We start from the raw sequence: 21092 nt of genomic DNA, 5'->3' as shown, positions 1-21092 counted from the left end.
GTCTTGACCACCGTTCTCACCCCGCAGGTGCTCGTCGTCGGTGCCGGCTCCGCCGGTGTCGCCGCCGCGGTCGCGGCCGCCGAGTCCGGCGCCGAGACCCTGCTCGTCGAGGCCACCGGCCACGTCGGAGGCACCCTCGCCAACCAGCTGCTGGAGCACAGCGCCGGATTCCACGACGCCGCCGGCAACCAGGTCACCGGCGGCACCGGTCAGCGCATCGTCTCGCTGCTGCAGCAGTACGGCGGCTCGCCCGGGCACATCCCCGACGACGTCGCCTACACCGCCACCCGCACGCCCGTGAACCACGCCGAGCTGTCCATGTGCGAGGCGATCCTGCTGCGGCGGGCCGGCGTGACACTCATGCTCGACACCGCGGTCGTCGCGGTGTCCACCGTGGACTCGGTGGTGTCCGAAGTCGCCGTCGAGACCGCCGGCGTCGGCCGTACCGTGATCCGGCCCGGGATCGTCGTGGACTGCTCCGGCGACGCGGTCGTCTTCGGGCTGGCCGGCGCCGCGCTGCAGACCGACCGGCCGGGCCGCACCCAGCCGCTGTCGCTGACGCTCAAGCTCGGCGCCGTCGACTTCGGCCCGCTGCTGGACTACGCCCGCAGCCACCCCGGCGACTTCCGGGCGGGCAGCCACATCGGGCAGCCGAGCGACGACCACGTGAACCTGTGGGGCTTCGGCGCCCTGCTCGCCGCCGGGCACGCCGACGGCCGGCTGTCCTGGCGGCGCACCGAGCTGCACCTGGCCGGCTGGCCGACCCGCGGCGAGGCGGTGCTCAACGTGACCCGGACGGTCTCCGGATATCTCGTCCTCGCCGAGCAGGTCATGCAGACCGTGGACTGGTTCCGGCGATACGTGCCGGGCGGCACGAACGCGTACCTCGCCGCGGTCGCCGACCGGGTCGGGGTCCGCGAGTCGCGGCGCATCCTGGGCCTGACCACGCTCACGCAGGAGGACGTGCTCGGCGGCCGGCGCAGCCCGGAGAGCATCGGCACGGGAGCGTTCCCGATCGACGTGCACGACGCCGACGCCCCCGGCCTGTCGCACACCGACGGCCTGCGGGCCGCCTACGACATCCCGTACGGCGTGCTCGTCGCCCGCGACTTCACCAACCTGCTCGCCGGCGGCCGCTGCGTGTCGAGCACCCACGAGGCCAACGGGTCGGCCCGCATCACCGCCACCTGCTTCACCACCGGCGAGGCGGCCGGCACCGCGGCGGCGCTGGCGACCCTCGGCGGCTTCGACACCCACGAGTTGGAGGTCGGCAAGCTGCAGGCCGCACTCCGCGCCCGCGGCGTCATCGGCGCCCGCGCGTAGATCAAGTCAGCTCCGGCCGGACCGGCACCGTCCGGCCGGAGCGCCCGCTGCGTCCCGGTGCCGCTCCGGCCTCCGAGTGCTGGGCCGGCTGCCCACCGGCCCGGCCGGGGCCGTCATCGCGGCATGGCCCGCTCGATCAGCGCGATCGCCTGGACGACGGTGCTGAGCTCCTCGGTCGTGAGCTCCCGCTGCAGGGCCGCCGCCAGCCACTCGTCCCGGACGCGACGGGTGTCGCTGATCCAGGCCCGCGCGTGGTCGGTGAGCGCGAGGCGCTGGCGGCGGCCGTCGTCGGGATCGAGGTCACGGCGAACCAGGCCGCGCTCCACGAGCGCGGCCACCGTGGCGGTCATCGACTGGGGACGCACCCGCTCGGCCACCGCCAGCTCACTCGCGGTCGCCGGCCCGTTCTTCTCGAGCCGGCTCAGGACCGACGTCTGCGACGGGGTGAGCCCGTCCTCCCCGCGCAGCTCGCGCAGGCGTCGGCGCAGTCGGCTGACGGCGACGGTGAGATCACGGGCAGCGACGAGCGCGAGATCGCTGCTCGCGTCGGTCGTCGGGTGCGGAGCCTCGGCCATGACTCCAGCATAGATATTCAGTTGAAACTGACAAGTCCAAACTTACTATTACGAGGCGCGTCGCGGAGCCGCCGAGGCGGCGGATGTGGCGCAATTGGCTTTTCTGGCCCTGTGACATGCCCAGGCGGTTCGGATAGGGTGCCATCCACGACAGTGGGACGGCCGTCTCACATTTCGGGCCAGTGTTGTCCCGTCGCGATCCGATGCGCCGCCAGGCAACGGAGGCCAGTCATGCCTGATCCGATGGGATTCATGAAGTACCGCCGGCAGCTGCCGCTGCTGCGCCCGGTGCCCGAGCGGGTCGCCGACTGGCGCGACGTCTACCAGCGCGTCGACGAACAGGTGATCCACGAGCAGTCCAGCCGATGCATGAACTGCGGCGTTCCGTACTGTCACAACGGCTGCCCGCTGGGCAACCTGATCCCGGACTGGAACGACCTGGTGCGCGTCGGCGACTGGGAGCGCGCCGCGGAGGCGCTGCACGCGACGAACAACTTCCCCGAGTTCACCGGGCGGCTCTGTCCGGCCCCGTGCGAGGCGGCCTGCGTCCTCGGCATCGGTGACGACCCGGTCACGATCAAGCAGGTCGAGGTCGAGATCATCAACCGCCTGACCGACGGTGGGCCGCTGCGGCCCTTCACGGTCGCGACGCCGTCCGGCCGCAGCGTGGCCGTGGTCGGCTCCGGGCCGTCCGGCCTGGCCGCCGCGCAGCAGCTGGCGCGCGCCGGACACGCGACGACCGTGTACGAGCGCAGCGACGCCGTCGGCGGCCTGCTCCGCTACGGCATCCCGGACTTCAAGCTGGAGAAGCGCCACATCGACCGCCGGGCCGCTCAGCTCGCCGCCGAGGGTGTGTCGTTCGTCACCGGCTGTGAGGTCGGCGTCGACGTCTCGCTGGCCGAGCTGCGGGAGCGGCACGACGCCGTCGTCCTGGCCTGCGGCGCCCTCGACCCGCGCGACGTGCCGCCCACGCCCGGCCGCGAGCTCACCGGCATCCACCAGGCGATGGTGTACCTGGAGGGCGCGAACCGGGTCGTCGCCGGCTCGCTGGACGCACCGCCGATCGACGCGGCCGGCCTGAACGTCATCGTCGTGGGCGGTGGCGACACGGCCGCGGACTGCCTCGGCACCGCGCACCGGCAGGGCGCCGCGAGCGTGCAACTGGTGGAGGTGGCACCCCTGCCGCCGCCGCAGCGGGACGGCGGCCGAGACCCCTGGCCCACCTGGCCGACCATGCTGCGCAGCGGCTCGGCGCACGAGGAGGGCGGCGAGCGCAACTTCGGCTGCGCGGTGCGCCGCTTCCTCGGCGACGACGAGGGGCGGCTCCGCGCGGTCGAGCTGGTGGACGTCCTGGTCGGCCCCGGCTTCACGCTGACCGAGGTCGAGGGCACGGTCCGCGAGGTGCCGGCCGACCTGGCGCTGCTGGCGATCGGGTTCGCCGGCACGCAGCCCGGACCGCACCTGGCGCAGGCGAAGCTGACCCGCAACAGACGCGGCACGATCGACGCCGACGCTGACTGGCAGACCGAGGCGCCGGGCGTCTTCGTGGCCGGTGACGCCCGGCGGGGACCGTCGCTGATCGTCTGGGCGATCGCGGAGGGCCGCTCGGCCGCCGCGGCGGTCCACCAGTACCTGGGCGGCGGCGGCCGGCTGCCCGCCCCGGTCACCCCGGCCTCGATGCCGCTCAGCGCGCGGTAACCGGGTGACGGTCGCCGCTCAGTAGGGCGCCACGCCGTAGGCGTTCGCGGCGCGTGCGGCGGAGGCGAAGTACGTCGTCCCGCCGCTCGTGCAGTTGCCGCTGCCGCCCGACGTCATGCCCAGCCCGACGGCGCCGGAGAAGAGGGGGCCGCCGCTGTCGCCGGGTTCGCTGCAGACCGAGGTGCGGATCAGCCCGTACACCGTGCCGTCGGCGTAGTTGACGGTGGCGTTGAGGGCGGTGATCCTTCCGGTGCGCACGCCGGTGGCGCCGCTGCGGGTGACCGTCTGGCCGACGTAGCCGGTGCCGAAGCTGGTGATCGGGGCGAGCGTGCCGTTGTGCAGGTCGACCGCGCTCGGCTTGGCGATGGTGGTGTTGGTGTACCGCACGAGCGCGTAGTCGTACCCGGCGTTCCTGGTGGCCACGGTGCCCAGCGCGACGGTGTGCGCGGCGTCGGCGTACACCGTGCCGCCGACCGCCCCGACGCAGTGGGCCGAGGTGAGGAAGTAGTAGTCCGGCAGCGCGCGGGCGTTGAAGCCGATGAGGCACCGCCCGCCGGCCGCACCGAAGAACGGATCCGCGCCGGCGATGTGCTTGCGCAGCACGCCCGGCTCGCGCTGGACCGCGCCGCCGGCCCGGCTGACGGCCCGGCTGAGGCCGGCCGCGGTCGCCGCGCTGACGGTGTCGTCGAGGCTCACGGTCAGCCGGCCGCCGGCCGGTTCCTGCCACCACGCGGTGCCCACGGTCCGCTGGAACGCCTGGATACCGGGCGCCGCCTCGGCGGCCGTGGCGGGCAGGGCGACCCCGACGGCGGTGGCGATCGCGACGAGCAACCGAGCGGCACGCATGGGCCCTCCAGATGAGGCTCAGTGATAGACGTCGATAGATGGAGCATACCGCCCCGGCGTCCGGACGGCGCGATCCCGCGGTGACGCCGCTAGCATGTGGCACGGCGGGTGTAGCGCAGAGGTCGTCGCACTGGGACTCCAACTTCCTGGGGACGCCGGTTCGAATCCGGCCGCCCGCCATCCAGCGTCGCGTCCCGGGGGAGATCGCTGCTCCTGGCGCGTGACCCGGCCACCGGGCAGGCGCTCGTCATCCTCGGTCGCTTCGATCGGCACGGGCCGCCGCGGCTGGTGCTGTCGGTGGGCAAGCCACCGGTGATCGGCCGGTGGGACGGCAGCCGGCACCTGTGGGACGCCCGGCACGCGGACCGGCTGCTGCAGCGGCTGGGCGGCGGCGACCGGGCACCGCACTTCCGCCGCGACGGCCGCCCCGCGGACCGGCCGCAGGCGGCCCCGCCGAAGGACGACCGCGCGGCCTGCGCGGAGTGGGAGGACCACCTACGCTTCCGCGGCCCGCTCGGGGCCTGGCGCGCGGCCGGCGTCGAGGTCGCCCCGGAGGTCGACGCCGCGTGCGCGGGCAGTTGCAACCGCTGAACCACACCCCGGACGAGCTGCACCGCGAACGCACCCTGCGGGCCCTGGGCGGGCGCAACCGGCTGCCTGGCCGTCCTGGACGCCTGGTCGGCTCGGACCGGGACGTTGCCGCGACAGATCCGGACGGTCACCCACCACATGTTCCTCGCGGCCGCCCACGGCGACGCCGCCGAGGTGCACCGGCTGCTCGACGCCGGCGTCGACCCCCGCGGCGTCCGCGGCCTGCAGTGCCGGTCGCTGCTGCACGTCGCCCACCGCATCGGCGACCTCGCCCTGATCCGACGCCTGCGAGCGGCCGGAGTCGACCCGCTCACGCCGGACAGCTACGGCTGGAGCGCGGTGCGGGCGGCGGAGACGGCCGGCGCCCCGGCCCCGGTCATCGACGCGCTCCGGACCGCCGCGCCGAACGACTGACGAGCGCCGCCTCGGCTCGGCGGTGCCGCCCGGACTGTGGGAGCCGGGAGGGGGCCTCCCCTCCCGGCTCCTGGAATCAGGGCCGGTTCCCGGTGGGGATCGTGATGAGCGTGGTCGTGCCGGACGCGCCCTTGTTCAGGAACAGCATCGCGATCGCGCGGATGAACTGGTCGAACATGTAGAAGCTGACCGGCGCGATGGGGTTGAGCCCCTCGCGGAACGCGATGAACGCCGGCCACACGGTGCGGATGAGCGCGGCGGCCGCGTAGTCGCGGGGCAGTCGCAGCCAGTCGCCGATCTCGTTGCTGAGCACGTAGCGGACGAACTCGTTGAGGAAGCCGCGGGTGATGCCCAGGTCGATCTGGGCGGTCAGGCCGAGCAGGTCCTCGGCCAGCTCCTTGCCCTCGGTCGAGGGGGCGAGGATCGGGCTGAGCGCCGACGCCGACTGCGCGTAGGCGGCCGACCAGGTCTGCGGGATGAACTCGTCGCGCACGCCGAGCAGGTGCATGGCGACCTGCCACTGGTGCAGGAACGCAGCCTCTTCCGCGGCCGTCATCGGAACCTTCCACTCCTTCAGCTTCTTGTGCACGAAGGTGCCCAGGCTGTGGAAGGTGACGAGGATGTCGCCGTTGCTGATCGGGATCAGGCCCGGCTCGTTCGCGACCGCCCGCCAATGCGGCGACTGCGGAAGCAGATGACGCACCGCGGCGTGCACCAGGCGCGTCTTGTTGGCGGTGACCACGAACTGGCCGTTGGGCTCGAACGCGGTCAGCTCGCTCAGGTCGTAGCCGAAGGTGAACGTCTTGGCCGCGCGGTCCTGCATGTTGGCGCCGCCCGCGGACCAGTAGACCGACTTCGCCTCACGCGGGATCACCGTGCTCATGATGCCGCTGCCGAGGCCGTAGAGCATGAACAGGTAGGTGTCCTTGCGCCGGTTGAAGTCGGCGGCGAGGCGCAGCTTGGTGCGGTCGGCCCAGGAGGGCAGCGTGTTGACGCCCTGCAGGTAGGTCCTGAGGTTGGCCGGCAGGCCGCTGGGGATGGCGTCACTGTTGTTCACCCAGGACCGCATCGCGGTGTTGACCGCGGGGACCTGGCCGCTGGTGATCAGCCCGGCGACCAGCTGGTCCACCTCGTCGTCCCAGACCCACCAGGGGTCGGTGCCAGCGGCGGCGGGTGCGGCCAGGGCCGGGGCGGCACCGACGCCGGCGGCGCTCACCAGGCCGAGCGCGACACCGAGCGTCAGGACGCTCCGTCGGTTGAGATTGCTCATTAACTTACCCCGCTTCCTTGGAGGCATGGGCGCTGCTCTCACAGGGGTCAAGCAGTGGCGGACTGCGACCGTCTCACGAGTATCGATGTGAGATTCTCCGTTAACATACGAAACAATCCGCCGGTCGGCAAGGGGCGTCTCCACGGTGCATCTCCACCGCTGCGGAGGGGTGGCCGTCGCCGTGGTCGACGCGCGGTCATGTGTCAGGATCGGCGACATGCCATGGGAAGCCGCCGCGCTGTGACCACCGAGTCGACCGCGGCCGTTCGACCGCGCAACCGCAAGCAGCTCATCGTCGAGTCGGCCGGTCGGATGTTCAGCGAACGGGGCTACCACGCGGCGTCCATGGAGGAGATCGCCGCCAGCATGGGCATCACCGCGGCGGCCCTGTATCGGCACTTCCCGAACAAGTACGCGCTGTTCGCCGAGTGCGCGAACGTCATGGCGGACCGGCTCGTGGCCGCGCTCGACGAGGTGCCCCCCGAGGCGTCCCTGGCGGACGTCCTCGCCGCCGCCGCCCGGGTCACCGTCGCCCATCGTGCGTCGGGTGGCGTCTATCGATGGGAGGCCCGGTACCTCGACCGCGGGGACCGGCACCTGCTCAGGACGAAGTTCGCGCACGTCGTCGGCCGGGTGGTGGCCGCGGTACGACGGGAGCATCCGCTGCCCGACGAGCAGCTGCGAGCCGTGGCGGCCCTCGGTGCGATCGGGTCGATCACGATGCACCACACCTCGATCGCGCAACGCCGGGTCGAAGAGCTGCTGGTCGCGTCCGCCCTGCGCGTGGTCGCGACCGACCCCACGGCGGCCACCGGCATCGCGCGCCTCGTCGACCTGCCCGCCCGGCCCGTGGCGCGCACGCGGCGCTCGGAGATCCTCGCGGCCGCCATCCCGCTGTTCGAACGGGACGGCTTCGCCAACGTCACGAACGGCAGGATCGCCGAGGCCGTCGGGCTGGTCCCGTCCGCGATCTACCGCTACTTTCCCGGCAAGGCGGACATTCTGGCGGCGGCCTGCCTGCAGGCGGCGGGACTGTTGACCCAAGCGGTGGAACAGAACCTCCGTGGGACGGTCGACCCGCACGACGCGGTGGTCGCACTGACGGCGACCTACGTGGCCTACAGCTTCGAGCACACCGCGCTCACCAGCGTCGCCAACGCCGAGCTCGCCGGCCTGCCGGCCGACCTGCAGCGGCCGTTGGTCATCGCGCAGCGCGAACATATCGCCGTATGGGAGCAGCAACTACGGTCGGCGCGCCCGGAGCTCGACTCGCGCCAGGCCCGGGTGCTGATCCACGCCGGCTTCGGCGTGGTGGTCGAGGCCGGCCGCCGGCTGCGCTGGCAGGACAGCCCGGAGCACCGCGACGCCGTCGCCGCCCTGCTCATGAGTGCCCTGGGCGTCCGGTAACCCGACAGCTGAGCGTTGACCCGTCCGGAGCGGGCTCGCTGCTGCGGAGTGTGGGAACTGTCGCATGGCGCAGCGCTAGATAACAAAGGTTGACCGATGAACCAATCGCTCATACAGTCGTGGAAGGTGGCGCCGGAGGAGGACCGCGTGAAGGTGTTGACGATTCGGCCGGAAGTGGTCGTGGTCGATCTGCCGGCCACGGCCGAGGAGCCTTTCGATCAGTGGGTGGTCGAGGCCACCGTCGACCTGTTCGGCAGGCTGCGGGACCGCGTCCACGGCGCCGAGCCGCCGGATCGTGTGGTCGTCGCGGTTGTCGAGCCCGACCACTGCGGCTCGGCCGACAGGCCCGCGCTCGACGCCGCGGTCGCGGCGGTGCGCGGTGGCGTGCTGTCGCTCGCGGTGGAGATTCCCGCCGTCCGGTGGGCGGTCGTCCTGCTCCGCAACGCCCAGGCCGACGGCCTCGAAGAGGTCCTCGCCTACCTGGACGGCGCGGACGCCGCGTACGTGACCGCCGCGACCCTCGACCTGCGAGGTGCCGCATGAGACTGCTCGTGACGGGCGCCGCGGGCGGGATCGGCGCGGCGGTGGTCCGGCTCGCGATCGAGGCCGGCCATGACGTGCTCGGCCATGACCTCGGCTGGCACGCGCACCCGGACGGCGCCGAGACCGTCGCGGGTGACCTCACCGACCCGGCCCACCTCGCCGCGCTGGCCGAGCGGGCCGAGGACTTCGGTGTCGACGCGGTCGTCGCGTCGCACGGCATCCAGGGCGCCGGTGCGCTGCGGGACCTCGATGCGGCGCGGGTGCGGGCGATCCTGCTCGTCAACGCCGGCACGGTTCCCCGGCTGTTCGCCGCCACCCGCCCGGCGCTCGCGCGCCGGCAGGGCCGCTTCGTCGTGACGACCTCGCAGGCCGCGCTGCGCGCCGAGCCGGACAACAGTGCCTACTGCGCCGCGAAGTGGGCGGTCCAGGCGTGGGTGGCCGCGCAGGCAGCGATCGAGGGTCCCACCGGGGTTGCCGTGCGCGCCCTGTGCCCGGGTCGCACCGAGACTCCGCTGTTGTTGCGGGCGACCGAGGAGGTGGCCGCGGCTCAGGGCATGTCGGTCGAGGCGTACACCGCAACCGTCGTGGACCGAATTCCGTTGCGGCGGTACGCCACGACGCGGGAGACGGCGGCCGCGGCGCTCTTCCTTGCCGAGCCGGGAATCCGGCCCGCGGTCCTGGCCAACACTGGGGGCGAGGTCCCGTGGTGATCCGGGCGCCGGGCTAAGCTTGTGCCCATGTATTGGTCAACCGGTCAAGCTTTGGTCGCACCGTGAAACCCGGACCGTTGCCGCAGTTCTCGCTCTCGGCCCGGGAATCAGTGGAGACCGAGCTGACCCGCAAGCTCCTCGACTATCTGCTGTCGGGGGTGATGCTGCCGGGGCAGCGGATCCCGCCGGAACGGGCCCTCGCCGAGGCGCTGGGCGTCGGCCGCGCGGCGATCCGCAACTCGATCAAGGCACTCGTCCTGCTGGGCCTGCTCGATCAGCGGCAGGGCGACGGCACCTACCTGTCCCGCACCGAGTCGGACCTTCTGCCGAAGGTGATCGAGTGGGGGCTGCTGCTCGGCCAGCACCGCATCGCCGACATCATGGAGCTGCGGCAGCATCTCGAGGTGATCCTGGCCGCTCTCGCGGCCGAGCGCCGGACACCGGAGCAGCTCGAGGCGATGCGGGGCCACATCCGCGAGATGGAAGCCGCGGCAACCGACTACGAGCGGTATGTCGAGGCCGACATCGCCTTCCACCTCGCGGTGGCCCGCGCGTCGGGCAACGAGGTGATGGCCGGAGTCCTCTCCAACGCCCAGTCGTTGCTGCGGGTTTGGGCGACGCGCGTCATCCGTGCCGCGGACGAGACGGAGACCTCGCTGGCGATGCATCTTCCGGTGCTGGATGCCATCGAGGCGCAGGACTCGGAGAAGGCCCGCGCCGCGATGACGGCGTTGATGGAGCGAGCGGCCCGCCGGCTGCGACGGTCGCTGCCGCAGCCGGCTGCGGGTTGAGTGCCGGCCGCTACCAGAGCGTCTGGCCACCGTCCAGGACGAGGTTGTGGCCGGTCATGTAGTCCGAGGCCGGGCCGGCGAGGTAGACGACGGCGGCCTGGAGGTCGTCCACCTCGCCCAGCCGGGCCAGCGGGATGCCGGACACCCAGGTCGCCACGAGCGGTGCCAGCGCGGGGGACTGCTCGATCAGCGCCGTGCGGATGATGCCAGGCGAGATGGCGTTGACGCGCACGCCACGGTCGGCCCACTCCGCGGCGAGCGAGCGGGTGAGGTGGACGACACCGGCCTTCGCGGTGTTGTACGCGGCCTGCTTCTGCGGATGCGGCACGATGAGCGACGCCATCGACGCGGTGTTGATGATCTTTCCGTAGCCGGCGGCCAGCATGTGCCGTGCCTCGGCCTGGCAGCACAGGAAGACGCCGCGAAGGTTCACCGCGTGCGTCTCGTCCCATTCGTCGATGCTGGTCTCCTCGGCCGCGGAGTTTCGGTTCAGGCCGGCGTTGTTGACGGCGATGTCCAGGCGGCCCCACGTGTGCACCACCCGGTCCACGAAGGACCGGACGTCGTCCGGCCGGCTCACGTCACCGGCCAGCGCCAGGGACTCGATGCCCTTCGCGGCGAGCTCGTCGGCCACCGCATGTGCCCGGTCCTTGTCGAGGTCGACGATGGCGACGCGGGCACCCGCCTCGCCGAGCGCGTGCGCGAACGCGCGCCCGATGCCCTGCCCGGCCCCCGTGACCAGGGCCGCGCGCCGGTCGAGGCGGAGCCGCTCGAGGATGCCGCTGGAATGGGTGGTCACGGGTGAACCTCCTGAACGGTGGGTGTTGCCGGCCGACGGGGAGCCGGTGCCGTGCCGGTCTCGCCGGCCGGATCGGTGAGGATCTGACGGAACTGGTCACGCAGCAGCGCGACGGCGGAGAACAGCACGATCTGAGCGCCGCGGCGCCGCCACCGGGTCGCTTCCCGGACGTCGCCGGCGAGCACGCACAGCGCGACGCCCGGTGTGACGCCGACGGCCTGCACGATCGCGTCGACGGCCGCGACCACGTCCTGGTGCGTCGGCTGATCGGCGTGACCGAGCGACAGCGACAGGTCGTTGGGGCCGAACCAGACGGCGTCGACGCCATCGGTACCGGCGATCGCGCGGGCCTGCGGGACGGCGTCACCGTCCTCGATCTGCACGATGATCAACGTCTCCCGGGCGGACCGGAGGAGATGCTCCGCCGTGCCGCCGGTGCCGTGGTTTCCCGCGCGGGTGCTGGTCGCCAGGCCACGCTCCCCGCGGGGCGGATAGTGCCCGGCGCGGACGGCGGCCGCGGCCGCCTCCGGCGAGCCCACGTGCGGGACGATCACGCCGCAGGCCCCGGCGTCGAGCGCGTACTGGATCGGCACGGGGTTGTTCGTGGCGACCCGGACGATCGCCGGGATGCCCACGGCGTCGGACGCCCGGAGGTGGTGTTCGAGCTCGACGCCGTCGGCCGGGCCGTGCTCGGTGTCGAGCACGACGAGGTCCAGCCCGCAGTGCCCGGCCAGCTCGATGGTGGCGGGCGCGGGCATCTTGACGAGGATGCCGGTCAGCTCGTCACCGCGGCGCAGCCGGTCGGCGAGGGCCGGTTTCAGTGCCATGTTGGGCTTCATCGCTGCGGGTTCTCCTTGGCTCACGCGGGTGGACGTTCGATCAGCGGTTTGGTCAGATCCAGGACGTGGCTCAACGCGTCCGCGTCGCCGACGTTGCCCGGGAAGACGACGTACGGCCGGTCGGGGAGGAGGCTGGCGGGATCGAGTTGCCAGACCGAGACCCCCTGCCGGGTCAGCGGTCCGACGTTGCGCGCGGATGTCGCCCGCAACGCCCGGGTGGCGACGTCGGCGGAGGTGATGCCCCCCTTGGCGACCACCCAGCCCGGGGTGGTGTGCCGGCAGGCCGACTCGACGATCGCGCACAGCCCGGCCGAGACCCGGGTGGCCAGGGCCAGGCTCGCGTCCGCGGTGGCCGCCGTCCGCCGGGCCCGGGTGGTCTGCAGCAGCACGGTCCGGCCCGCCGCGAGGTGGTCGGCGGCCCGCTCGGCCGATCCGCCGGGCGATCCTCCGAGCAGGTCGTCGATGTCGGCCTCCACTGTGGACAGCCCGTGCCGTACCGCCGCAACCTCGACCTGCCGCCGGGTCAGCGCGGAGTGTGATCCCACCACGACCAGACCCGGCCCGTCCGGCCGCATCGCCCGCACGCCGGCCCGTGTGGTCTCGGGCCGCGGCTCGTGCCGGCCGGCCCTCGCCCGGACGAAGGAAGGTCCACATCGGACGATGTACGTGCGGCCGTCCAGCTCGGCCCGCTGGAGCGCGGCCGCGAACCGATCCAGGTCACCGTCGCTGACGGCGTTGACGACGAACGTCGTCCCGGGCCGGGCGCGGCGCAGCCGGGACACCACCGCCGCCGGCCGGGTCCGGATCAGCTCGACGTCCACCGACTCGATCGGCCCGGCGGCGTCGCCCCGGGCGGCGACCCACTCCCGCAGGTCGGACTCGGCGTAGCCGAACGTGGCGTCCGCCGCGAACTCCGTCTCGGCGACCGGGACGCACGTGTCCGCCCCGCACACCCAGTGGACGTCACCGCGCGTGAGCCTGCCGGCCTGCGGGAAGGCCGGCACGAGCACGACACCGTCGGCGGCCGTCCCCGCCGCGGCGAGGGCCGCGCGAACGGTCTCGGTCTCCAGCCGGTAGTGGCCCCGCAGCGTCGAGTCGCCGCGCAGGAGCACCCGCAGGTCCCGACCGTGGGATCGGGCGGCGTCCGCGGCGGTCCGGACCAGGCGGCTCAGCAGCGGCGGCACGTCGCCGGCGGGCCGGGCCCGGGTGTTGGTCAGCACGACGGTCATCGCGTCGGTGGCCGCCGCCGCTCGGAGGGCGCTGGTGTCCCGGGGATCCAGCAGGACGTTCACCTCGGCGACGCACTGGGTGCCGGTCGGGTCGTCGTCCAGGACGAGGAGCCAGGTGTGCCGCCGGCGGTTGCCTGCCGCGACGGCGCGGCGGGTGCCGGCGTCCGGCTCGTCCGCGGGGAGGCCGGCGAGCACGTGGTTCCTGGGCACGGGCCCCACGGGGGCCTCACGCACGGCGGCCGGTCGGCCCGGCGGGGCGGTTCCATCCGCGGCCCACGTCGCCGGGCGCCTCCCAGCCGGCGGCCGTGACGATCAGGGTGTCCTCGAGCTTGATGAAGCCGGCCTCGCGGCTCTCGATCCAGGTCTCGATCGAGATGACCTGGCCCGCACGCAACGGCACGTCCGCATGGTCGGCGGGATAGGGCACCGGGCCGGTGCCCGTCAGGCGGGGAGCCTCGTGGGTGATCAGCCCCATCCCGTGTGCCACGAACCGTAGCTGGGGTCCGTGCGGCAGGGCCGCGATCGCCTGCTCCGCGGCGGTGAAGATCGCACTGCCGCGGGCGCCCGCGCGGACCGGCGCCCGGGCCGCCAGCTGCACCGCTTCGATCTGCTCGAGCAGGTCCGCCATGAGCGGGGTCGGGTCCCCGGCCACCGCCATCCGCGCCAGGTCACCGATGTAGCCCCGGTACATGCCGCCGGAGTCCAGCGAGAGCGTCTCGCCCTCCTGCCAGACCTGGTCGGACGGCGCCCGGTTCATGTTCGTGCCGACGGCGGCGAGGCAGTAGTCGAACACCATGCCGCGGTCGGTCTGCTCGCGGCGGAACCGCTCCACGATCTCCGCCTTGGTCTGGCCCGGGCGGGATGCCTGGAACGTGGCCAGCATCGCGTCGATGATGCCTTCCGACGCGCGGCGGACGAGGTCCAGCTCGGCCGGACTCTTGACCGCGCGCAGCTCCTCCAGCAGGCACAGCCCGTCCACGAAACGGGCGTCGGGCAACTCGGTGCGCAGGGTGTCCCAGGCGTCGGCGGGCAGGAACGCCAGCTCCACCGCGACGGTCGCCCGGTCGAGACCGCGTTTGCGCAGCGCCGCGGCCACGGCGCGCGCGGTGTCGGGGCCGCTCCACGAGACGTTACGCACCTCCGGCACCCACAGGCCGGCGACGTCGGTGCCCCAGTCCTCGTTGGCCGCGCCGACGTAGAACGCGTCCTCCGGCGCGCCTCGGCGGTAGCCGAGCGCGGGAAGGTAGCGGCCCAGGCCGATCGCGTCCATGTTCGCGAAGAAGAAGTATCGATAGCCGCCGAGCAGGTGCTGTACGGCGTGTTTGGTGGTTGCGACGACCACGTCGACGCCCGCCTTCTCCAGCAGGTCGTCGAGCTCGGTGGTGTTGAACGGGACCATCCGACCTCCCTGATCTCACTGCGACGATAGGACGGCACCCAATATTGGTCAACCAGTTGACCAATCGGCGACCCAGCGCGTACATTTCGGCCCTGTTAAGTCCGGGTTGCCGGGGCGATCACCGCGGACATCGATCCAGGCGTCCGGCGGCGCCGCGGATGTCACGAGCACCGAAGGAGCTGATCGTGTCGACATACGCCTCCCAGAACCCACCGGACCGATTAAGCCGTCGCGGTCTTCTGCGCTCCGGACTGGCCGTCGCCGCGGCGGGCCTCACCGGCCCGGCGTTGGCCGCGTGCGCCGACGAACGCCCGCCCCGGGCGTCGGCGGGCGCCGGGCCGCAGACCGGCAAACTCAAGCGCTACGACCCGTCCGCGCCGCCCGGAAGCGCGCCGAAGCTGCCCCGCCGCTTCGGCGTCCCCGGCAACTTCGACGCCGTGATCGCCATCCAGCTGACCGAGGGGATCACCAACGCCTGCAAGGCGAAGGGCATCGAATGCGTCACCGCCATCGCCAACGGGGACACCGCGAAGTTCCGCTCCCAGGCCGAAACCATGTTCGCCCAGGGGATGGCCGCCTGGTTCCTGTACCCGCCCTACCTCAGTGGCTCCGAGGACCTGACCGCCAAGGCCGTCGAGCTCGGTGTCATGAGCGTCGCCCAGCAGGCCAACTCCCACGTCTTCCCGGTCGTGAACTACCGGCAGGTCGGCCGCAGCCAGGGTGCGGCGGCGGTGGCCTACATGCGGCAGCACAACGGCGGCGAGGCGCAGGTCCTCCTGCTCAACGACGGCCTGCTCACCGACTCGGCCCGCGCCATCGACGCGGGCATCAAGGAGGAGCTGAAGGTCGCTGGCGGGAAGGTCCGCATCGTCAGCGAAACCAGCGTGGACTACACCGTCAAGGCCGGCGCCGACGCCATGGCCACCCTCCTGCAGGCGCATCCCGGGATCAACGTCATCCTCGGCCACTCCGCACCCGTCCTCGGCGCGGTCTCCGTGCTCGAGGCGAAGGGCCGGGGCAACGAGACGACCCTCTACGCCTCGGGCACCGAAGGCGGCGACGACATCCTGAAGAAGATCGAGCAGGGCGGCACGCTCTTCCGCGCGACCTGGTCGCAGCCCTGGCCCCTGTACGGGCACGCGTTCGGTGTCTACACCGACCTGTGGCTGCAGGGCCGGGCGGTCCCTCGGCTGGTGACCGCACCGGCCGCGGGCCTGCCCGCCCTGGACAGTCCCGAGGTTGTCCGCCGCTGGCGGACCGCGATGGCCGATCCCAAGACCACGTTCGAGACGAATGTCGAGGAATACATGAGCACGTGGGGGAACGTCAGCTACGACACCCGCACGGTTGTCTGGAACGCACCCGTCACGGACCCCGACGCGGTGATCGATCGTGAGTGAGCGCACTCCGACCGGCACGGTGATGCCAACCGCGGGGGACCTCAACGGTCACCAGTCCGCCGGGCCGGCGGTCCTCGCCGCTCCCGCCGGTCCGATCGATCCGCTGCGCCGCCTCGGCCGGTGGCGGCGGCGCACCGCGACCATGCCCGGCGAGGCGAGCGGCCGGCTCGGCCTGGCCGTGCTCGCGCTGGCGCTGTTCGTGTACTTCTCCGTCAGCGCGGAGAACTTCTTCCAGGCCGGCAGCATCGCCACGATGGGGCTCACGATGGCCTCCGTCCTCATCGTGGTGACCGGCACGATGGCGCTGCTCATCGCGGGCACCGTCGACATCTCGATCGGGACGATGTTCTCACTGGTGGCCGTGATCGCCGGCCAGATCGCCACGGCCACGTACAGCACGCCGCTGACGCTGCTCGCCGGCCCGCTCGTCGGCGCCCTGCTGGGACTGGCGAACGGGGTGATGGTGCGACTGCTGAAGATCTCCCCCCTCATCGTCACCATCGCGACGATGATCGCCTTCGGGGGCCTGGCCAAGGTGGTCACCGGAGGCCTGGCCGTCTCGGACTTTCCGCCGTCCCTGATGCGCCTCGGCCGCACAGCCGTGGTCGGGCAGGTCTCGGTGCAGGTGATCGTCGCGCTGGTCATCTTCGCCGTCGGCGGCTTCGTGCTCGTGCGCACCAGGCCCGGCCTCCGGGTGTACGCCATGGGCGGCGACAGCCGGGCCGCCTCGGCCGCCGGGGTCGCGGTCGGGCGGACCACGGTCGCGCTGTTCACCGTCAACGGCGCGCTGGTCGGCGTCGCCGCGACGCTGACGATCGCCCGTCTCGGCACCGTCGATCCGCTGACCGGACAGGGCTTCGAGTTCGCCGTCCTCACCGCGGCGATCCTCGGTGGTGTGGCCTTCGCCGGCGGGTCGGGGCGCCCGCTCGGGGTGATCATCGGCGTGGCCACCATCGGCATCCTGCAGGCCGGACTCATCTTCATCGGGCTGCGGGACTACTGGCAGGAGGTGGCGACCGGAGCCGTCCTCGTCACGGCCCTGGCCGCCGACCAGTTGCTCGAGCGGACCCGCGACACGGGCGGCCTGCTCGCCGCCGTGCGTCGCGCTCGCGGGCGCTCCGCGCCGACGGCCGAAGCGGAGACCGGCGACGGTGGCGACTCGGCCGCCACGCTGGGCCGGCTCCCCCGCCAGGGGCCGCTCGGCGCGACCGTCCTGGCGGCGCGGGGACTGCGGCGTGACTTCGGATCGGTGCAGGCGTTGCGCGGCGTCGACGTCGAGGTGCGTGCCGGTGAGGTGCTCTGCCTGCTCGGCGACAACGGGGCGGGCAAGTCCACGCTCATCAAGATCCTCTCGGGTGCCGACCGGGCGGACGCTGGCACCGTCGAGTTCCTCGGCGAGCCGGTCACGTACAGCAGCACCCGGCAGGCCCGGGACGCCGGGATCCGGACCGTGTACCAGGATCTCGCGCTCGTGCCGACGCTGAGCGTCGTGCACAACTTCGTGCTGGGCGACGAGCCGACGCGCCGGATCGCCGGCGTCGTGCCGGTGCGCGACGAGGCCGCGGCCGCCCGTCGTACCGCCGCCGGCCTCGCCGAACTGGGCATCCGGGTTCCCGATCCGTACACCACGGTCCGCCGGCTCTCGGGCGGGCAACGCCAGGCGGTCGCCATCGCCCGGGCCATCGTCGGGGGAGCCCGCCTGGTCATCCTCGACGAACCGACCGCGGCACTGGGCGTCCGGCAGACCCGCTACGTCCTGGAGGCGGTGCGGCGCCTGGCCGACAACGGCACCGCGGTCATCCTCATCACCCACGACATCAAGACGGTCTTCGCGGTCGCGGACTCGGTGGCGGTACTGCGGCTCGGCCGCGTCGTCCACAGCGGACCCGTCGACGACGTCGGGGAGCACTCGCTCGTCCGGCTGATGGCGGGACTGTAAGGAGGGCATGCATGGGACAGGAACCATCGAGCGGCACGTGTGAGCCCGGCTTCACCGCGGTCCGGGCGGTGTTCGACGACGTGCTGCTGCGGCACCCGGGCGGCGCCGCGCTGTGCGTGTACCGGGACGGGAAGGCAGTGGTGGACCTGTGGGGCGGCGAGGCCGCGCCGGGAGTACCGTGGTCGGCCGACACCGCCTGTGTGATCTGGTCGGTCACCAAGGCGCTGACCGCCCTGGCCGTCCAGCAGCTCGTCGAGCGCGGCGTCGTGGACCTCGCCGCGCCGGTGTGCACGTACTGGCCGGAGTTCGCCGCCCGGGGCAAGGACGCCGTCACCGTCCGCCACGTGCTGACCCACACCGCCGGCCTGCCGTGGTGGCCCGGCCACGAGCGGCTGGTGCGGATGGGCGACGCCGACGGCTGGGACCGCACCGACGAGATCGCGGACGCGCTGGCCGGCAGCGTCCTGCAATGGCAGCCGGGCGCGTTGCTGGGCTACCACGCCTTCACCTACGGCTGGATGCTGGGCGAGGTGGTCCGGCGGGCCACCGGGCGCGACGTCACGACCCACGTGGCCGAGGAGATCGCCCGGCCGCTCGGCGCGCGCGTGGCGATCGGCCTTCCCGGCGAATGGGAGAAGGACGCCGCGCAGTTGCTGCCTCCCCGGCGACCCGCCGACCCGGCGGAAGCCACGCGCTTCGCCGACCGCTGGCACCCCGGCACCCCGCAGGGTCACGCGCTGCTCGGCGCCGGGCCCGAGGCGGGATACCTCGTCGCCACCACCGCGAACTCGGCGGCGTTCCGCCGGGGCGAGGTACCGGGTGCCAACGGCTTCGCCTCCGCCCGCGGTATCGCCCGCGTGTTCGCCGCGCTGGCCCACGGAGGGACCCTCGACGGCGTCGCCGTGACCTCCCCGGACTCGCTGCGGCGCCATGCGGCCGTCCACGCCGAGGGTTACGACGTCGTGGCCGCCGGCCCGGCCCGGCGGGCGCTGGGCTACGCGCGTCCCGCGCCGACGGAGATGTTCAGCCCGTACGATCGCGCCTTCGGCCACGGCGGGCTGGGCGGGCAGCTCGGCTTCGCGGACCCGGACCGGCGGCTGTCGTTCGCGTTCCTCAGCAACTATCCACAGTGGTCGGACGGCCTCGATCCGCGCCTGCTCCGGCTGGTCGGCTCGGTCTACGACTGCGTCTGGCGGCTCCAGTGAACCGCACCGGTACCTGGGACGGCCTGCACCCGCAGGCCAGGGCGCTGCTCGAACGGTTCATGCGGGAGGATCCGCCGATCACCACGACCCCGCTCGACGAACTCCGGCGGCCCGGCGCTGGCGCGGACGACGTGCGGGGCGTCGCCGAGCCCGTCGACGAGGTCCGGGACCTGCTGATCGCCTCCCCGCACGGCTCCGGGTCCGTGCCGGTGCGCCTCTACCGGCCGGGCCCGGGTCCCCTCCCGATGCTGTGCTACTTCCACGGCGGCGGCTTCGTCTTCGAGGACCTGGACTCGTACGACCCGTTCTGCCGGGTCCTCGCCAACGCGAGCGGCTGCCTGGTGGCCTCCGTCGGCTACCGGCTCGCACCCGAACACCCCTATCCGGCCGGGCTGATCGACTGCTACACCGCCACCGCGTGGCTCGCCGCGAACCCCGGCGGCGTCGGCGCGCGGCCCGGGCCCGTTGCCATCGGCGGCGACAGCGCCGGCGGGAACCTGGCCGCCGCCGTCGCGCTGATGGCCCGCGACCGGCGGGGCCCCGACATCGCGCACCAGGTCCTCATCTACCCGTTCCTGGACCCCGCCTGCGCCGAGCCGTCCCACGCCCGGCTGCCGTGGCCCGCCACCGAGGACATGCTGTGGTGCTGGGACCAGTACCTCCCGGCCGCCGCGGCCCGCGACGACCCGTACGCGGCGCCGCTGTCGGCGGGCGACCACCGGGGCCTGCCGCCGGCGTTCGTCCTCACCGCGGAGTTCGATCCGCTGCGGGACGAGGGCGCCGCCTACGCCGAACGGCTGCGGGTGGCCGGCGTCCCGACGCGGTACGAATGCTGGCCCGGACAGCTCCACGGCTTCCTGATGCACGCTGGTGCCCTCGACGACGCGGCGGCGGCCCGGCGGCGGATCGGCTCGGCGCTGCGGCGGGCGATGCTGCCGTGACCCCGCCCGTGGTCCGTGGCGACGCCGACGCCGCGTTCGGCCGGGTGGCCGACGCCTTCCGGCGCGTCGTCGCCGCGCACCGAGAGGGAGGCGCGGCGCTGTGCCTCTACCGGCACGGCCGGCCGGTCGTCGACATGTGGGCGGGTCACGCCGATCCGCAGACCGGGCGGCCGTGGCGCCGCGACACGCCCGTCCTCGTGTTCTCCGCGACGAAAGCGGCGACCGTGGTCTGTGTGCTGCGCCTGGTGGAGGAGGGGCGGCTGGACCTCGACGCACCGGTCGCCGGCTACTGGCCGGAGTTCGCCGCGGCGGGGAAGAGGGCCGTGCCGCTCCGCTGGGTGCTCACGCATCAGGCCGGGCTCGCGGCGGTGGACGCTGCGCTCACCCTGGAGCAGGTGCTCGGCTGGGAGGATGTGATCGCCGCGATAGCCCGGCAGCATCCACAGTGGACGCCGGGCACGGCGATCGGCTATCACCCGCGCTCCTTCGGCTGGATCCTGGGCGAGCTGGTCCGCCGGACGACGGGCACCACCGTCGGCCGCTACCTGCACGACACCGTCGTCGCGCCACGCGGGCTGGAGTTCTGGATCGGCGGCACCCGGCCGGCGAAGCGGGAGCCCGCGTCCCTGATCCCGCCCCCGCCGGCCGAGCAGGTGGCCGACACCGCAAATCCCGGCTCGCTGGCCGGCCGGGCGCTGTTCGGGCCCAACGGGCTGTTCGCGTACGACCGGCGGTGGAACGACCCGGACCTCCTGCGGGCCGAGCTCCCGTCGAGCAACGGCGTGGCCACCGCCCGCGGCCTCGCCGGCCTGTACGACGCGATCATCACACCGTCCGCCACGAGCCCGGCCCTGCTGCGGCCGGACACGCTCGCCGCCGCGACCGGCACCCACGCCGAGGGCCCCGACATCGTGCTCGGACGCCCCGCCAGGTTCGGCCTCGGCTTCCTCCTCCAGCCCTACGTGGCCCCGGGCGCCGGACCCCGGACGTTCGGCCACGGCGGCGCCGGCGGCTCCCTCGGGTTCGCCGACCCCGAGAGCGGCTTCGCGTTCGGCTACGTCACCAACCGGATGCGGTTCTTCGCCGGCGACGATCCCCGGACCACCGAGCTCATTCACGCCGTGTACGCGGCGGCGGCGTGACGCACAACCAACCTTTCGACGAGCATGCGAA

20 protein-coding genes and 1 tRNA gene are annotated in these 21092 nt (G+C 73.2%); 14 read left to right on the top strand and 7 right to left on the bottom strand.

Translation table 11 applies throughout. The features are described from left to right. Nucleotides 1-3: 3 nt before the first annotated feature. Complete coding sequence (locus IEZ31_RS21085) at nucleotides 4-1323, top strand: FAD-dependent oxidoreductase (protein WP_190251629.1); 1320 nt, start codon at nucleotides 4-6, stop codon at nucleotides 1321-1323. A gap of 113 nt (nucleotides 1324-1436) precedes the next feature. Here IEZ31_RS21085 and IEZ31_RS21080 read toward each other — a convergent pair whose 3' ends face one another. Beyond that, a complete protein-coding gene (locus IEZ31_RS21080) occupies nucleotides 1437-1898 on the bottom strand; it encodes a MarR family winged helix-turn-helix transcriptional regulator (protein ID WP_190251628.1) in 462 nt (153 codons plus the stop codon). A 231-nt stretch (nucleotides 1899-2129) separates the two neighbouring features. Here IEZ31_RS21080 and IEZ31_RS21075 point away from each other — a divergent pair, with 231 nt between their 5' ends. Beyond that, nucleotides 2130-3596: a glutamate synthase subunit beta gene (locus IEZ31_RS21075; RefSeq protein ID WP_190251627.1), complete on the top strand. Its 1467-nt coding sequence runs from the start codon at nucleotides 2130-2132 to the stop codon at nucleotides 3594-3596. An 18-nt stretch (nucleotides 3597-3614) separates the two neighbouring features. Here the strand turns inward: IEZ31_RS21075 and IEZ31_RS21070 are convergent, their stop codons facing one another. After that, entirely contained in the window at nucleotides 3615-4442 is an 828-nt protein-coding gene (locus IEZ31_RS21070) for a S1 family peptidase (protein WP_190251626.1), read from the bottom strand. Between the two features lie 104 nt (nucleotides 4443-4546). Between IEZ31_RS21070 and IEZ31_RS21065 the strand changes: the two genes are divergently transcribed. From IEZ31_RS21065 to IEZ31_RS21055, 3 genes are all read left to right on the top strand, one after another. After that, a tRNA-Trp gene (locus tag IEZ31_RS21065) sits at nucleotides 4547-4621 on the top strand. Nucleotides 4622-4739: 118 nt separating this feature from the next. Beyond that, nucleotides 4740-5033, top strand: coding sequence for a hypothetical protein (locus tag IEZ31_RS21060; RefSeq protein ID WP_190251625.1), 294 nt, complete (start codon nucleotides 4740-4742; stop codon nucleotides 5031-5033). A gap of 105 nt (nucleotides 5034-5138) precedes the next feature. Then, complete coding sequence (locus IEZ31_RS21055; RefSeq protein WP_190251624.1) at nucleotides 5139-5447, top strand: ankyrin repeat domain-containing protein; 309 nt, start codon at nucleotides 5139-5141, stop codon at nucleotides 5445-5447. A gap of 76 nt (nucleotides 5448-5523) precedes the next feature. On the opposite strand, the gene IEZ31_RS21050 is transcribed toward IEZ31_RS21055, so the two are convergent. After that, the gene (locus IEZ31_RS21050; RefSeq protein WP_190251623.1) at nucleotides 5524-6717 is read right to left on the bottom strand and encodes an oxygenase MpaB family protein; all 1194 of its coding nucleotides are present in this window, start codon (nucleotides 6715-6717) and stop codon (nucleotides 5524-5526) included. Between the two features lie 240 nt (nucleotides 6718-6957). On the opposite strand from IEZ31_RS21050, the gene IEZ31_RS21045 reads away from it, so the two are divergent. The 4 genes from IEZ31_RS21045 (at nucleotide 6958) to IEZ31_RS21030 (ending at nucleotide 10168) form a co-directional block, all read left to right on the top strand. After that, entirely contained in the window at nucleotides 6958-8124 is a 1167-nt protein-coding gene (locus IEZ31_RS21045; protein WP_190251622.1) for a TetR/AcrR family transcriptional regulator, read from the top strand. A 96-nt stretch (nucleotides 8125-8220) separates the two neighbouring features. Continuing rightward, nucleotides 8221-8667 (top strand): hypothetical protein, encoded by a 447-nt coding sequence (locus IEZ31_RS21040; RefSeq protein ID WP_190251621.1) that lies wholly within the window; start codon nucleotides 8221-8223, stop codon nucleotides 8665-8667. Next, nucleotides 8664-9377 carry an SDR family NAD(P)-dependent oxidoreductase gene (locus IEZ31_RS21035; protein ID WP_190251620.1) on the top strand — a complete coding sequence of 238 codons (714 nt, stop codon included), beginning with the start codon at nucleotides 8664-8666 and terminating at the stop codon, nucleotides 9375-9377. The genes IEZ31_RS21040 and IEZ31_RS21035 overlap by 4 nt, the downstream gene beginning before the upstream one ends. Before the next feature lie 62 nt (nucleotides 9378-9439). After that, nucleotides 9440-10168, top strand: coding sequence for a FadR/GntR family transcriptional regulator (locus IEZ31_RS21030; protein ID WP_229835678.1), 729 nt, complete (start codon nucleotides 9440-9442; stop codon nucleotides 10166-10168). A 10-nt stretch (nucleotides 10169-10178) separates the two neighbouring features. Here the strand turns inward: IEZ31_RS21030 and IEZ31_RS21025 are convergent, their stop codons facing one another. The 4 genes from IEZ31_RS21025 to IEZ31_RS21010 are packed head-to-tail and all read right to left on the bottom strand — an operon-like array spanning nucleotide 10179 to nucleotide 14434. Then, nucleotides 10179-10967, bottom strand: coding sequence for an SDR family NAD(P)-dependent oxidoreductase (locus IEZ31_RS21025; protein WP_190251619.1), 789 nt, complete (start codon nucleotides 10965-10967; stop codon nucleotides 10179-10181). Continuing rightward, a complete protein-coding gene (locus tag IEZ31_RS21020; protein WP_229835671.1) occupies nucleotides 10964-11794 on the bottom strand; it encodes an HpcH/HpaI aldolase family protein in 831 nt (276 codons plus the stop codon). The genes IEZ31_RS21025 and IEZ31_RS21020 overlap by 4 nt, the downstream gene beginning before the upstream one ends. Before the next feature lie 32 nt (nucleotides 11795-11826). Continuing rightward, nucleotides 11827-13245, bottom strand: a complete 1419-nt coding sequence (locus tag IEZ31_RS21015; protein ID WP_190251618.1) for a four-carbon acid sugar kinase family protein — start codon at nucleotides 13243-13245, stop codon at nucleotides 11827-11829. 16 nt (nucleotides 13246-13261) lie between these two features. Next, the gene (locus tag IEZ31_RS21010; RefSeq protein ID WP_190251617.1) at nucleotides 13262-14434 is read right to left on the bottom strand and encodes a M24 family metallopeptidase; all 1173 of its coding nucleotides are present in this window, start codon (nucleotides 14432-14434) and stop codon (nucleotides 13262-13264) included. A 185-nt stretch (nucleotides 14435-14619) separates the two neighbouring features. On the opposite strand from IEZ31_RS21010, the gene IEZ31_RS21005 reads away from it, so the two are divergent. The 5 genes from IEZ31_RS21005 to IEZ31_RS20985 are packed head-to-tail and all read left to right on the top strand — an operon-like array spanning nucleotide 14620 to nucleotide 21061. Then, nucleotides 14620-15834: a sugar ABC transporter substrate-binding protein gene (locus IEZ31_RS21005; protein ID WP_190251616.1), complete on the top strand. Its 1215-nt coding sequence runs from the start codon at nucleotides 14620-14622 to the stop codon at nucleotides 15832-15834. Further along, nucleotides 15827-17773 (top strand): ATP-binding cassette domain-containing protein, encoded by a 1947-nt coding sequence (locus IEZ31_RS21000; RefSeq protein ID WP_190251615.1) that lies wholly within the window; start codon nucleotides 15827-15829, stop codon nucleotides 17771-17773. Before IEZ31_RS21005 ends, IEZ31_RS21000 begins: the two co-directional genes overlap by 8 nt. 11 nt (nucleotides 17774-17784) lie before the next feature. Next, a complete protein-coding gene (locus IEZ31_RS20995; RefSeq protein WP_190251614.1) occupies nucleotides 17785-18978 on the top strand; it encodes a serine hydrolase domain-containing protein in 1194 nt (397 codons plus the stop codon). 59 nt (nucleotides 18979-19037) lie between these two features. Then, nucleotides 19038-19919: an alpha/beta hydrolase gene (locus tag IEZ31_RS20990; RefSeq protein ID WP_373294646.1), complete on the top strand. Its 882-nt coding sequence runs from the start codon at nucleotides 19038-19040 to the stop codon at nucleotides 19917-19919. After that, nucleotides 19916-21061, top strand: coding sequence for a serine hydrolase domain-containing protein (locus tag IEZ31_RS20985; RefSeq protein WP_229835669.1), 1146 nt, complete (start codon nucleotides 19916-19918; stop codon nucleotides 21059-21061). Before IEZ31_RS20990 ends, IEZ31_RS20985 begins: the two co-directional genes overlap by 4 nt. Nucleotides 21062-21092 lie beyond the last annotated feature (31 nt).

Source organism: Dactylosporangium sucinum (assembly GCF_014647515.1).
GTDB lineage: Bacteria > Actinomycetota > Actinomycetes > Mycobacteriales > Micromonosporaceae > Dactylosporangium > Dactylosporangium sucinum.
This window is presented reverse-complemented; position numbering and strand designations above follow the sequence as displayed.